The 12,971-nt window shown below is 68.2% G+C and carries 10 protein-coding genes and 1 pseudogene; 1 reads left to right on the top strand and 10 read right to left on the bottom strand.

Features of this window, described 5'->3' with window-relative positions; genetic code table 11:
- Positions 1-133: molybdopterin cofactor-binding domain-containing protein (locus tag KN815_RS21420; RefSeq protein WP_308403665.1), on the bottom strand; the 133-nt coding region annotated here is incomplete at its 3' end.
- 26 nt (positions 134-159) lie between these two features.
- On the opposite strand from KN815_RS21420, the pseudogene KN815_RS21415 reads away from it, so the two are divergent.
- A pseudogene (locus KN815_RS21415) lies at positions 160-1,104 on the top strand (MFS transporter); the annotation flags it as partial.
- Between the two features lie 9 nt (positions 1,105-1,113).
- Here KN815_RS21415 and KN815_RS21410 read toward each other — a convergent pair.
- The 9 genes from KN815_RS21410 to KN815_RS21370 all read right to left on the bottom strand — a co-directional run.
- The gene (locus KN815_RS21410; RefSeq protein ID WP_216343555.1) at positions 1,114-1,326 is read right to left on the bottom strand and encodes a hypothetical protein; all 213 of its coding nucleotides are present in this window, start codon (positions 1,324-1,326) and stop codon (positions 1,114-1,116) included.
- A 298-nt stretch (positions 1,327-1,624) separates the two neighbouring features.
- Positions 1,625-3,871 carry an endo-beta-N-acetylglucosaminidase gene (locus KN815_RS21405; RefSeq protein WP_216343554.1) on the bottom strand — a complete coding sequence of 749 codons (2,247 nt, stop codon included), beginning with the start codon at positions 3,869-3,871 and terminating at the stop codon, positions 1,625-1,627.
- A gap of 98 nt (positions 3,872-3,969) precedes the next feature.
- The gene (locus KN815_RS21400; protein ID WP_216343553.1) at positions 3,970-4,179 is read right to left on the bottom strand and encodes a hypothetical protein; all 210 of its coding nucleotides are present in this window, start codon (positions 4,177-4,179) and stop codon (positions 3,970-3,972) included.
- Positions 4,180-4,393: 214 nt separating this feature from the next.
- A complete protein-coding gene (locus KN815_RS21395) occupies positions 4,394-6,706 on the bottom strand; it encodes a glycoside hydrolase family 3 protein (RefSeq protein ID WP_216343552.1) in 2,313 nt (770 codons plus the stop codon).
- The gene (locus KN815_RS21390; RefSeq protein WP_216343551.1) at positions 6,693-7,994 is read right to left on the bottom strand and encodes a glycoside hydrolase 5 family protein; all 1,302 of its coding nucleotides are present in this window, start codon (positions 7,992-7,994) and stop codon (positions 6,693-6,695) included. The genes KN815_RS21395 and KN815_RS21390 overlap by 14 nt, the downstream gene beginning before the upstream one ends.
- A gap of 1 nt (position 7,995) precedes the next feature.
- On the bottom strand, positions 7,996-8,871 hold the full coding sequence (locus KN815_RS21385) for a carbohydrate ABC transporter permease (protein ID WP_216343550.1): 876 nt from the start codon (positions 8,869-8,871) through the stop codon (positions 7,996-7,998).
- A complete protein-coding gene (locus KN815_RS21380) occupies positions 8,871-9,824 on the bottom strand; it encodes a carbohydrate ABC transporter permease (protein ID WP_216343549.1) in 954 nt (317 codons plus the stop codon). Before KN815_RS21380 ends, KN815_RS21385 begins: the two co-directional genes overlap by 1 nt.
- Positions 9,821-11,122, bottom strand: a complete 1,302-nt coding sequence (locus KN815_RS21375) for an ABC transporter substrate-binding protein (RefSeq protein ID WP_253209147.1) — start codon at positions 11,120-11,122, stop codon at positions 9,821-9,823. Before KN815_RS21375 ends, KN815_RS21380 begins: the two co-directional genes overlap by 4 nt.
- Positions 11,123-11,191: 69 nt before the next feature.
- On the bottom strand, positions 11,192-12,971 hold a 1,780-nt coding region (locus tag KN815_RS21370), incomplete at its 5' end, for an alpha-mannosidase (protein WP_253209146.1).

The following is a 12,971-nucleotide window of genomic DNA, read 5'->3' as shown; positions in this document are numbered from 1 at the left end:
CGACGTCATCCGGCTCGGTGCCGAAGCTCACCATGGCGTCGCCCGGCCGGATCACGTTACGTTCCCGGAAGGCGATCGGGTCCATGCCGAGCGCGCGGGCGAGTTCATCCATCGCCGACTCGACGGCGAAGATCGTCTGGCTGATATTTCCTCACCAAGTGGTACCCGAACCGTCACCGCGCACGGATCTTCGGGCTGTTCATCTTCGCCAACCCGGTCTCCTTCGCTCTGGGCAACCCGCTGCTCGGGGTACTCAGCAACCTCGACGGCACGCTCGGCCTCGCCGGCTGGCAGTGGATCTTCCTGGCGACGGGTATTCCGGCGGTGATCCTCGGCGCCGTCACTCTCGTCTACCTGCCCGAAGGGCCGGAGAAGGCCAAGTGGCTCGCGCCCGACCAGCGCGAATGGATCAAGAATGAACTCGACCGCGAAGCCGGGCCGCGCCACGACAAGCACAACCCCCTCGCCCCGCTCAAGAGCGGGCGGGTCTGGTTCTTCGTCGCACAGTTCCTGCTGATGGTCCTGGCCGCCTACGGGCTGAGCTTCTGGATGCCGACTATCGTCAAGGGCTTCGGCGTCACTGACACCGTCACCGGCCTGCTCACGTCCATCCCGTATATCTGTGCCGCGGTAGCGCTGTTCCTGCTGCCGCGCAGCGCCGACCGTCACCGTGAGTACTACTGGCATATGGGTCTCCCGCCGGCGATCGCCGGCATTGCGATGGGCATGAGCTTGCTCGTCGACTCGCCGGCTATCCGGCTCGCGCTGATGTCAGTGGCCGCGGCAGGGATCCTCGGCCCACAAGCGATCTTCTGGTCGCTGAGCTCGCAGATGTTCACCGGGATCCGAGCGGCGTCCGCGGTGGCCACGATCAACTCGGTCGGGAACCTCGGCGGCTGGCTCGGCCCGCTCGCGATCGGCTACATCGTCGACGCCACCCACAACACCAGCTCCGGGCTCTGGGTCATCGTCGTGGCAGCGCTCCTCGGCGGCGCTGTCGTCGTCCAGACCCGACGGATCGTCACCCGACACGCTGTCCCGGTCACCCCGACCCCCGAATCGAACAGACCGCATGCCTCTTCCAGGCGCGAGTCTGTCCAGTGAGACCCTGTCTCACTTTCGGTGGTAGCGGAGGGTGACTTTACCCGAGGAGGATGCGGTGGCGGAGCAGGGTGAAACCTGCTCCGCCGTACATCTGCCGCAGCGCGCAAGCTCATCTGTGGTGGTGAGCGCGTCGCCGAGGTGATGGTGCGGGTGGGCCGCCAGTTGCGTCCGGACCGCATCGGCCTCGTCGAGGTCGGCGGCGAGCCCGCCTTGGTGTTCCACCGGGAGGGCCGTGTCTACTCTGTGGACCCGGATCACAGACGGTCTGATAACCGCGTACCGCAGGGTCATCAACCCGGACAAGCTTTCTCACGTCTGAGCTGTCACGCCCCGAGGGGCTGTCTCGTCTCCCCGATGAGATCCAAATCAGTCAAATCGGGACAGACGGAGGAACGCTCACGGACAGATGCGATCGATCATGCGGACGGCATGCGTCCACCTGCTGCGTTCCTCCGCCGACGAGCCGCGATGAGCCCTGCCTGAAGGGGCTGCGCGCTCGTGCGCCCTTCCCCAGAGACGGCTACCGGACTGTCACAACTGCCGGTTCGCTCTCGGTCCCGTCGGGGGCCACCGCCACGAGGGCAACGCGGGCGCCCGGGCTGACGGCGTCGAGGACGTACGCGTCGCCGGAGATCCGGCCCAGCCACTGCGGCGACGCACCGGCGCTCCGCAGGTCGTAGTACCAGACCCCGTCGGGGGCCGACCGCCAGCGCAGCCCCACGGTCAACCCGCTGCCGCTGCGGCTGGGGGCGCTCGCGTCGACGCGAAGTCCGGTGGGCGCCGCCGGCTGTTGCGCCGCGCCGCGCGCCACGATCCGCAGCTCGCCGACGTACACGGTGTAGTCGCCCCGGGGCGCACCGGAAGGCGCCACCACGCCCACGGAGACCGCGGTGATCAGTGCGCCACGGCGCGGAGCGGCTTCGAATTCGAGCCGCCGCCACCCGTTGACGCCCGCTCGTCGGCCCCTCGCCGTCAGCCACACCGTGCGGTCCGGAGCATCGGCGTAGCTGACTCCCAGACGCACGAGTCCGGTCGAGCCGCGCGAGCCTTCGCGGACGAGCAGGGACACCACCACCGGCCGGTCGGCGTGGATGGCGGTCTTGAACAACCGGGCCTCGGTGCCGGCGCCTTCGCTCAGCCGACCGCTGAGGCGAAGAGAGTTGCCGCCGTCGTAGGCCACAGAGTGGTCGTAGTCGATGTGGAGCAGTCCCTCGGTGCCGGTCACCCCGTGCAGGTCGCGGGTCCACCACTGCCAGGTCGGCAGCACGTCCTGGATGCTCATGCTGTACCAGACGCGCTGTCCGGCCGGGGCCCCGCGCAGGAAGAACCGGTCGCCCTGCCCGGTGTTGAAGCGGGTGGTGAACGGCAGCTTCGCGATGACCGACCGCTCCGGGACGAAGTTGGCGATGCCGTACTGCGGAACCCATTGCGGGCTTACCGCTTGCTCGACGGTGGGATGGACCGGTGTGGCGGGGACGGCCGGGTTCTCCGCTCTGCCCGACCAGAATCTGCGGTCCGCGATGTGGACCGCCTCCTGCAGCGCCGACAGGTCGGACGCCTGCGAGCCGAGCTGGGCGCGGGCACGCGAGACCAGCCGGTCGGCCTGGCTGAACAGCGCCAGACTTGCCACCGGCGGCCGCTCTCCGTTGAGCGGGATGACCTGGTCCACGTAGTAGTCGAGAGCGTTGGCATGCACCCCGTCGTTCTCCTCCCCGATGTCCAGGGCGAAGAACAGCGTCCGGAAGGGGTCCAGTCCACGCTGTTCGGCGAGTGCCACCGACGGCGCGACGTAATCCTCGTCGTGCGCGTAGTCGGGTTGGGCGAAGCCCTGCGGCCAGGCGTAGTTGACAAACATGCTGTCGACCTCGCGCCCGGGGACGATCCAGTCTGCGTTGTGCTCGTTGAATCGGTTCTCGTACTCGCCCGAGCCGTCCGTCCACAGCGCGTCGTAGATCTGCAGGTAGAAGGCGGGCATGCCCTTCGCGTGCGCGCGGGCGTGCATTGACTCGAACATCGCGGCGAGGTCATCGGCCTGACTGCGGGTAATCGTCTTTCCCTCGATGTTGAGGAAGTACCCGTCGTATCCGAAGTAGGCGGCGAGGTCGACAAGCTTGTCGCCGACCAGGTAGCCGCCCTTGGAGTCCTTGGCGATGAAGTCCGTGACGGCGCCCGGTGTCGCTGAGAAGTAGGGCTGGAAGATGGTCCCGAGAGCCAGCGCGCCGTTGCGGTGGGCGGCGTCGACGCACGCCGGGTTCGGTGTGCAGTCCGATCGGCCCGAGAGGCCCATCCAGTCGCCCATGTAGTCCTGGTAGTGGGCGAACCTGGTGATGTACGGGTACTGGTCGAAGCCGTAGCGGGTGTGGCGGAAGGACGGCGCGCCCGCCTGGATCGGCCAGTAGAAGGTGTTGAGGCTGAAGATCTGCGGTCGCGGGCTCAGCCGTGGGTTGGCCTGTACCGCCGCCGGGAGGTCGATCCGGCTGGCGCACGGCACGTGGCTGCGCATGTAGGCCGCGTTGGGGTCGGCGGCGATATCGTAGGCCAGGAGGGCTTGCACGCCCTCGGGACTGCCCGGCTGCAGTTCCGTCTGGGTGGGGGGAAAGCTCGGGGCGGCGCCGGAGGGCGAGGCTCCGCGCGGCTGCGGCACCGCGGCGGCGGCCGTCTGGCCGCCCCAGGTACCGGCCACGGTCGCCGCCAGCGTCGCCCCCGCTGCCGCGAGGAAACCACGCCGGTACATGGTGAAGGGCAACTGCGGTTCTATGCGAGACATTTCAGTTCCTTTCGTCGGACGGATGGGTGCGGCGGTGGCAAGGAAGAGTCAGTCCGGCCGCGGAGGTCGCCGCCGGTCAGTCGGTGGCGGCCTCGTGGTCACCAGGTCAGCGTGGTGCGAGCCGACTTGCTGCGACGGCCCGTCGGGGACACTGCCTCCAGCTCCAGCTCCAGCTCCAGCTCCAGCCGGTCGGCGCCGGTACTGGCGCCGAGCGCCAGGGCGGGCACGCAGTACGCACCGTCGAAGGTGCGCCCCAGCCACTGCCTGCCGCCGTCGGCAGTCCGGCGGAAGGGGTCGTAGAAGGCCACGCCCCGCAGTGTGAAACGCGGTCCACCGTAAACCCGTTGGGCCTGCGGGGAGCGGACTCCCGGTTGTCCGCGGTCAGTTGGAGTTCGCCCAGGTTCATGGCGAGGTCCGGAGTGCAGCAGTTCGGCGTCGGTGTCCTCGGCCGGTTCCAGCGCAGGAGGTCAGCAACGACCACGCCGAGTCAATCCTCGGTGTGGTCCCGGCATGGGTACTCCGCTATGTGTCGGACAGGGGCGTGGCCGCCGGGGCTGCGGACGGCCGGGCACCGTACGGGCGGATGGTGTGCTGTAGGTCCGCGACGTACAGGTCCGTGCGGGCGCGGCCCGTCGCGCCCTCGGCGAAACAGCGCTCCGCGGGAAGTTCCCAGGCGACGGTGGTGCGGCCGCCCCCAGGTACGGTGACCCTGCGGAAGGCGAGCAGTTCGCGTTGGCGAGGTAGCACCGAGCCGCCGGTGAGGTGGCCGAAAAGCGGCACGATGGCCTCGGTGTCGTCCCCGTCGGTCGTGCTGACGGCCTCGACACTCACCCGAACTGTGGACCGGTCCACCTCGGCGGTACATTTCTCGAAGCGTACGGGCCGGTAGCGCAGTCCGAAGCCGAATGGGAAGAGCACTGGTTCCGGAGCATCCCGGTATACGTCACCGGCCGGATGGCGGTCGTTGTAGCGGACCGGCACGGCACCGGCGTGGCTGGGCGCGGTGAACGGCAGTCGACCGGTGGGTTCGCTGAGGCCGAGCAGTGCTTCGGTGATCGCCGCACCACCGTGGGGTCCGGGGTAGCCGGCCCACAGAATGGCATCGGTGTTGTCCCGGACGGTTGTCAGGACATGGGGACGGCCGGCGACGACGACGGCGATCACGGGGCAGCGGGCTCGTTCACGCACCGCGGCGACCAGGTTGTCCTGGCCGCCGGGCAGAGAGACGTCGGCCAGGTCGACTCCTTCTCCGGCGGTGGCCACGGTGGCCGCTCCGGCGATGGCCCCGTTGGCTGCGAACTGTTCGCCGTACGGCCGGTGGCTGGTGCCGCCGAGCAGCAGGATCACGGCGTCCGCTCCGTGCAGGTCGAGAGCCGAGGGTATGCCCGACGGGCAGACGACCTCCGTGTTCGGCAGCGCCTTGCGCAGCGCGAGATCCACGCCTGTGGCCGCTCCGTCGGGCAGCGGCGGCACGTAGTCGCCCAGCATCGCGGTGGCGTCCCGTGCGTTGGGGCCCATCAGGACGACCCTGGTAAGCATCTCGGGGCTCAGTGGCAGCAGCCCTTGGCGGTTGTGCAGCAGGACGAGGGACCGCCGGGCCAGACGTGCCGAGAGCCGGTCGGTGGTGCGGGCGGCCGGCGCCAGGCGTTCGCGCGCGGTGGACAGCGTGTCGCCGCCGGTACCCGTCGTCTTGCCCGCCGCGGCCTGACCGCTGGTCGAAAGCAGACCCATGCGCTGTTTGAGCACAAGGATCCGGCGGCAGGCGGTGTCGATCAACTGGACCACGCGCGGATCGGTCGCCGCCGCCTCCAGCAGGGAGAAGGACTCGTCCCAGAGGGACAGGTCCACTCCGGCCCCGAGCGCGGCCACCGCCGCGGTCGTCTTGTCGCCGGTCGCCGCGGCCAGGCGGTCCACGGCCAGCCCGTCGGACATGACGATGCCGTCGAATCCGCATACGCCACGCAGGTAGCCGGTGAGCAGGTCGCGGTTGGCGCAGCACGGCACGCCGTCGATGTCGTTGTAGGCCGCCATGAACCCCAGTGCCCCGGCGTCCACCGCGGCACGGACTGCAGGCAGGTGCAGTTCGTGAAGGTCTCGGAAGCCGATCACGGCGGACTGGCCGTTGCGTCCTCCTACGGCCTCGCCCTGGGCTGCCAGATGCTTGACGACCACCGCCACGCCGTCCTTGCCGATGCTGCGGCCGCCGCCCTGCATTCCGCTCACCACGGCGGCGGTGAGTTCGGCGGCCAGCAGCGGGTCCTCTCCGAAGCACTCCTCCGCGCGTCCCCATCGGGGATCGCGCAGGAGGTCGAGGCACGACACGAGCGCGAGATGCACCCCGCTGGCGGCGAGTTCGGCGGCGACGGCCGCCGCGGCCTCGCGGAGCAGCACGGGATCCCAGCCGCAGGCCACGGAAAGGTTGGTGGGCAGCAGCGTTCCACCGAGCGCCTGGTGACCGTGCGGAGCCTCCTCGGTCAGCAGGACCCCGATGCCGTGGCGGCCCGCCAGGGCCACCTCGTCCTGGACGTAGGCGGCAACCTCCGCTCGTTCCTCCGGGCGGATCCCGTCGGCCCATGAGCGGCCCGACCAGGCGTCGGCGCGGAAGAGCCCGTAGAGCGCTCCGAGCCCGCCCCAGCGGTCGAGTTCGGCCCGGGCGAGGCCGGTCAGGCGGAAGCCGCCTCGCGGGGCGCGCTCGACGGCCTGCCAGCCGTACAGCCGCTGGTTGAGCTGGCCCACCTTCTCGCGCAGGGACATCTCAGCCAGCAGCCGGTCGACCCCGGATGTCCCGTCGGCCGGGGAGGCAGCGGCGCTCTGGACCCGCTCAGCCTTCGGCATGTACAGCCCTCCTTTCGAGAACCTCGGCGTCGCTGACCGAGCTGTAGAACGTGCGGCCGGTGGGCTCGGCGTGGACGAGGTGCTCGACACCACGAGCACTGAGCGCACCCGAATCGCCGGCGACCTTGGAGGTGACCAGGGTGGGACGGCCGCCGCGGCGGGTCATGTCCATCCACGTCTCGAAGACACCGCCCCCGGGTGACAGTTCGGCGCGCGAGAGGGGGACCTCATCGTCGTCTACGGGGACGACGACCGCCTGGTGCCGGGGCTCGGGGCGTGGCCGGCTGCGCAGCTCCGCGGCGAGTTCGGCGAAGCGGTGGCCGAGCGGCTTGACCGAACCGTCGGCGTCGATCAGTCCGAGGCTGTGTTCCAGGTCGGGGAAGTCGGCCAGTCGGCGTTCGACATCGTGGGAGCACCACCAGGTGACCCCCCACAGCATCTCGCTGTCGGCTGCCGCCCGGACCGTCTGTGCGCAGAAGTCGGGGGCCTGCTCCTCGGTGAGGTGGTTGAGCGGGGCGCCGACCTCCTGCAGCCACACCGGCCGCGCCGTGTCGACGGCGAAGGCCCGCGACAGCTCGATGAGGTAGGCGGCGTGGTGGACGCTCTCGTGGGACATCGCTCCATATCCCTGAGCGGTGCCGTTGAAGATCCAGGAATGGATGACGCTCATCTGGCCGTAACGGGCGGAGTGGGTCGGTACGAAGGCATGGTCGTCGGCGTACCAGACGGCGTCGTACTCGGCGTTGAGCCGGAAGTGGTGTTCCTCCCGCGAGCCCGCGCCGTGCAGTGCCTCGAGCCAGGCGGTCACCTGCTCCGTGGAGGCGGGCATCGGGCTCGGGTGGAGCGAGGACGTGAACTGGTTGACCTCGTTGCCCAGGGTCAGACCCAGGAAGTTGGGCAGGTCGCGCAGACGCTCGTCGAGCGCCTCGACCAGGCGTGCCTGCGCCGCGATCGCGCCGGGGTCACTGAACATGCTGCGTCGGTGCCAGTTGGCCAGCCAGCTCGGGACGAAGTCGAATCCGGACAGGTGTCCTTGCAGGACGTCGACGCAGGCGTCGAGCCCGGCCATACCGGCGATCTCCACCATGCGCCGGACCTCGTCGAGTGCGCGGCGGCGGATCAGTGACCGGTTGGGCTGGATCACGGGCCACAGTGGCAGGATGCGGACATGGTCCAGACCGAGGGCGGCTATCGCCTTCATGTCGCGACGAGCGGCCCCCCAATCCGGGTCGAGCCAGGAGTAGAACCAGTCCTGGGAGGGGGTGTAGTTGACACCGAATCTCAGCATTTCAGCCTTTCAACCCGCCCTCTTCGAGGCCGCGGAAGAAGTAACGTTGCAAGATGGCGAAGAACGCCACGATCGGGATCAGAGCGATGATCGTGCCCGCCGCGACGAGGCGCGGATCGGAGTAGAAGGTGCCGCGCAGCCGGTTCAGACCGACGGTCAGGGTGTAGTTGCTCTCGTCGGACAGGACGATGAGCGGCCACAGGAAGTCGTTCCACGAGCCGATGAAGGAGAAGATCGCCACGACGGTGATGACGCCTTTGACCTGGGGCAGCGACACACGGATGAACCGCTGCCACACATTGGCGCCGTCGACGATCGCCGCCTCGTCGAACTCGGCGGGCAGGCTGGCGAACGCGTTGCGCATCAACAGCACGTTCAAAGCCGCGACGATGGTCGGCAGGACGACGCCGACCAGGGTGTTGGCAAGGCCGGCGTTGCGCACCAAGAGGAACTGGGAGATCAGCACGATCTCGCCCGGTACGAGCAGCGCTGCCACGAAGACCGCGGTGGCCACACCGCGCCCGCGGAAGCGCAGCTTGCCGAGTGCGTATCCGGCACAGGTGGCGCCGACCACGTTGCCGATCACGGCCATGCCCGCCACCAGCAGGGAGTTGAGGAAGTAGTGCGGGACGGGGATGCGGTCCAGGACCGCGACGAAGTTGTGCCACGTCGGATGCTCGGGGAGGAGCCGCGGTGGCCGCTCGTACAGTGACTCGCCCGAGCTCTTGAGCGACAGAGATAGCTGCCACAGCAGCGGGCCTGCCATCAGTACGGTCATCAGGGTGAGGATCAGGTACTGGGCGATGGTTCCCAGCCGCTTGGGGCGACGACCGCGGTTGCCCTTGGCGGGCGGCGCGTGGGAGGAGAAGGAGAACATCACGAGGTCCTCTGCTTGCGTTGCATGATGAGTTGCACGAGCAGCATTCCGCCGACGATGACGAACATGAACACGCTGATCGCGCTGGCGTATCCGGTCCGGGCCTGTAGGCCGGTGCCCTCACGCTGGATGAGCATGGTCATGGTGATGTCGCCGCCGCCCACGCCGCCGGTCCCGCCGGTGAGGACGTAGATCTCGCCGAACACCCGGAAAGCGGCCACGGAGGACAGCACGGAGATGAGCGCCATGGTGGAGCGCACTCCGGGGACCGTGATGCTGAGAAAGGTGCGCACCACTCCCGCGCCGTCCACGGCGGCGGCGTCATAAAGACTCCGGTCGATGTTCACCAGGGCCGCGAGATAGACGATCATATAGTAGCCCAGCCCTGTCCATATGGTGACGAACATGGCGCTGAACAGCAGGAGCCAGCGGTCGCTGAGGAAGGGCACGGGCTCGGTGACCGCATGGAGCGTACCGAGCACCTCGTTCACCAGGCCGCGCTGGTCGAGCATGTTCGTCCAGATCAGGCCGACAACGACCGGCGACATGATCACGGGAAGATACATGGTCGTGCGGAAGAACCCGGCCAGGCGTTCGGCCCTGCTGACCAGCGTGGCCAGTATGAGGGGCAGTACGACCATGAACGGCACCACACAGAGCGTGTACAGCGTGGAGTTCAGCAAGGCGGTGCTGAACCGCTCGTCGGCGAACATCTGCCGGAAATTCTCCCAGCCGACGAACTGGCCGCCGCGCAGCAAGGTGGCGTCCGTGAACGAGATTCCCAGCGTGTTGACGAACGGCAGGAGAACCATCAGCACGACGGCCGCCAGGGCCGGCAGCAGAAACAACCAGGGGGCCAGGGGCCAGCGGTGAGTCGCCAGTCCGTGCCGCACGCGGCGGGCCGAACGTCCGGTCCGCCGCGGGGTTTCAGTGCGCTGAGCGGTAAGCGTCATCGCTGCGAGGCCAGACGGTCGTTGGAGAACTTCACCGACGTGTCCAGCGCATCCTTCACGCTCTTTTTACCGATCACAGCCAGGGCGAGCTGCTCTCGCAGCGTGTCCTGGTCGGCGCCGCCGGAGAAGGCAGCCGGCCAATACACGACCGCCTTCTTGACCTGAGCGGCGCTCTGCAGGCGCACCTTGGTGGACGGTTGCCCGTCGTCCTTGGTGAAGTACGGGTCGTCCATTGAACCGACGGTAGAGGGGAACACCGAAGCCTTCTTGCCGAAGGCGAGCTGGTTGGCGGGATTGGTGACGTACCTGGCGAATGCCTTGGCCAGCGTTTTGTGCTTGGATCCCGCGTTCACCACCAGCGACTCCATGTACGTGTTCGGGGCTCCGTTGGTGATGGCCGGTCCGATGCCCAGCGTCTTGTAGACGTTGGGCGCGGTCGCCTTGAGGTCGTCCAGCGTGTAGGAGCTGCCCCCCATATAGCCCAGGCGGCCTGCCTTGAACGTCTCGAGCTCCTTGGTCTGGAGGTTGTTCAGCGCCTCCTTGGTCAAAGCTTTGCCGGCGTACAGCTTGCGGAAGTGCTCGACGAGCTCGACGCCCTTGGCGTCGTTGTAGGTGAACTTCGTGCCGGCCGAATTCATGAGGGGTACGCCATACGCGCCGAACAGCTCGATGGAGGGCATCCTGGCCATCATCGGGGTGTCCTTGCAGTTTTTGCCCATGATCTCGGCTTGGTCGAAGAGTTCGTCGAAGGTTTCGGGCAGGTGCTTCGGGTCCAGTCCGCACTTCTTGAACAGGGCTGTGTTGAAGAATGAGGGCCCCGTGTTGAGGTACCAGGGGTAGCCGTAGGTCCCGCCGAGCTTTTTGAACGTCATGGCCTCCCACGCCTTGTCCAGGTACAGCTTCCTGGCTCCGGGGTCGTCCTTCTCGAGGTTGAGCAGGACGCCCGCCTGTCCCAGGGTGTAGGCGGACTCCGGCCCCATGTCGATCACATCGGGAAGGGACCCGGCCGCGGCGTCCGCGGACAGCTTGTCCTGGTAGCCCTCGGCCGGCTGGTCCACCCACTTGATGTCCGTGCCGGGGTGGGCCTTCTCGAACGCGGCGATGAGGGTGTTGAAGTACGACGTGAACTTGTCGTTCTTCAGGTTCCACGTCTGGAACGTGATCTTCCCGGCGACCTTCCCGTCGTCCGAGGGCTTCGACGATGAGTTCATGTCACTGCCGCAGCCGGACAGCACCAGGGAACCAATCGCCAGCCCCGCCATGAGGGCGAGGCGACCGCGTCGTGAGATCATGGTCATGCACTTGCTCCTTCTACTTGCTGTGGGTGTGCTCTCTCGCGTGGGGGTGGGGGATGGGGGTAGTGGGATTCAGCGCGTGATCCGCAGGGTCGCCACCTGGAAGGGACCGAGCTCGAGGTGCGCGCCGTCCGCGGGGCGGGCATCGCCGGACGTGCCGGACAACGCCAGGGGAGGACCATCGGCCGCGGGCTCGCGTTCGAGCAGGTCCGTCTCCCGGACGACGGCGTCCGGACCGAGGGCGTCACACAGGTGCAGCAGCGCGCGCGCCGGGCCTCCTTGGGTCTCGTACACCCGCACGACGAGGTCGCCCGAACCGTCGTCGGCCAGCTTCACCCAGTCGACGATCGCGTGACCGGTGAGCAGCTTCAGACCCACCAGCGGGGCGAGGTGAGGCAGCACGGCGATGTCGGGGGCGTTGAACGAGGCGGCGCTCTCCACTGCCGTTGGCACATCGGCCCCCGGCAGCACGGCCCAGCGGAAGGTGTGCCGGCCCACATCGGCGTCCGGATCGGGGAAGCGCGCGCCGCGCAGCAGCGACAGCCGGAACACGGTGCTGTCCGACTCGGCGCGGGCGTCGGCACCGTACATGGTGTTGTTGATGACCGCCAGACCGTAGTGGCCACCGTCGGAGACTTGCACGTAGCGGTGCATCGCAGCCTCGAACATCGCCTCCTCGGCCTCGGTGTTCACCAGCAGCGGCCGCTCGACGTACCCGTACTGGGTCTCGAAGCGCGCGGTCCTGGCCATGATGTGCACCGGCACTGCGGTCTTCAGGAGGCGTTCGCGTTCCTGCCAGTCGACGACGCACTCGGTCTCCAGCCGGGCGGTGCCCGCTCGCAGCCACATGGTCAGAGTGATCGTCGAGGTGCCGACGCGCCGGACCACCTCGATGCCGGCATCCGGCCCCTCGTGGAGGACACGGCGGGCGGTGACATCGTCGATGACCTCGGGGTGGCGCAGCGCGTGTCGGTCCACGTCCCACGCGTCCCAGCACACCGGTTCGTCGCGGAAGAGCTGCAGTTCGTTGAGGCGTCGACCGGGTGGCACGACCTCACGGCCGTTTCGTGTGTCGACGAGTGAGGTGACGTGTCCTGTCTTGTCGATCACCACCCGCACGACATCGTTGTCCAGCACGGTGCCGGCGTCGCTGTCGATGACCTTGACCGGGACTCCGTCGCTCGCTGACGGGGTGGACCAGTCCGGGACGAAGGGCGGCAGGACGCCAGTGGCCGGTCCGGACCGCTCGCGGCCGAATGCCGCGACGGACTGCTCGATCAGTGCGTGCAGACGCGTTTCGAGGGACTGGTAGGTGTCGCGGGCCTCGCGGTGCACCCAGCTGATCGAGGTGCCCGGCAGGATGTCGTGGAACTGGAGCAGGAGCACGCTGCGCCAGATGTCATCGAGCTCTTCGTGAGGATAGGGGCTGCCCCGCAGGAGGCTCGCCGCCGCACTCAGGTACTCCGCCGCCCGCAGCAGTGACTCACAGCGCCGGTTGTGCTGCTTCATGGCCGTCTGCGACGTCAGTGTGCCCCGGTGCAGTTCGAGGTAGAGCTCGCCCCGGTAGACCGGTGCCATGGATGGTGTGGTTTCGCTGACCTCTCGCAGCTCGGCCTCGGCGTCCTCGAAGAACTCATGCGGTGTCCGGGGAGTCACCTTGGGGGCTCCCTCCAGATCCGCGAAGCGGCGCAACCGCTCGGCCATTTCGCGGGTCGGTCCACCACCTCCGTCGCCGTAGCCGTAGGGCAGCAGTGAGTGGGATGCGATGGCCTTGTCCTTGAAGGTGGCCACTGCGTGGCCGAGTTCCCGTGCGGTGACTTCGGCGGCGTAGGTCTCGGCGGGCGGGAAGTGC

The organism is Streptomyces niphimycinicus (assembly GCF_018883605.1).
GTDB lineage: Bacteria > Actinomycetota > Actinomycetes > Streptomycetales > Streptomycetaceae > Streptomyces > Streptomyces niphimycinicus.
The sequence above is the reverse complement of the archived record's forward strand: the minus strand, read 5'-3'. Positions and strand labels throughout refer to the sequence as shown.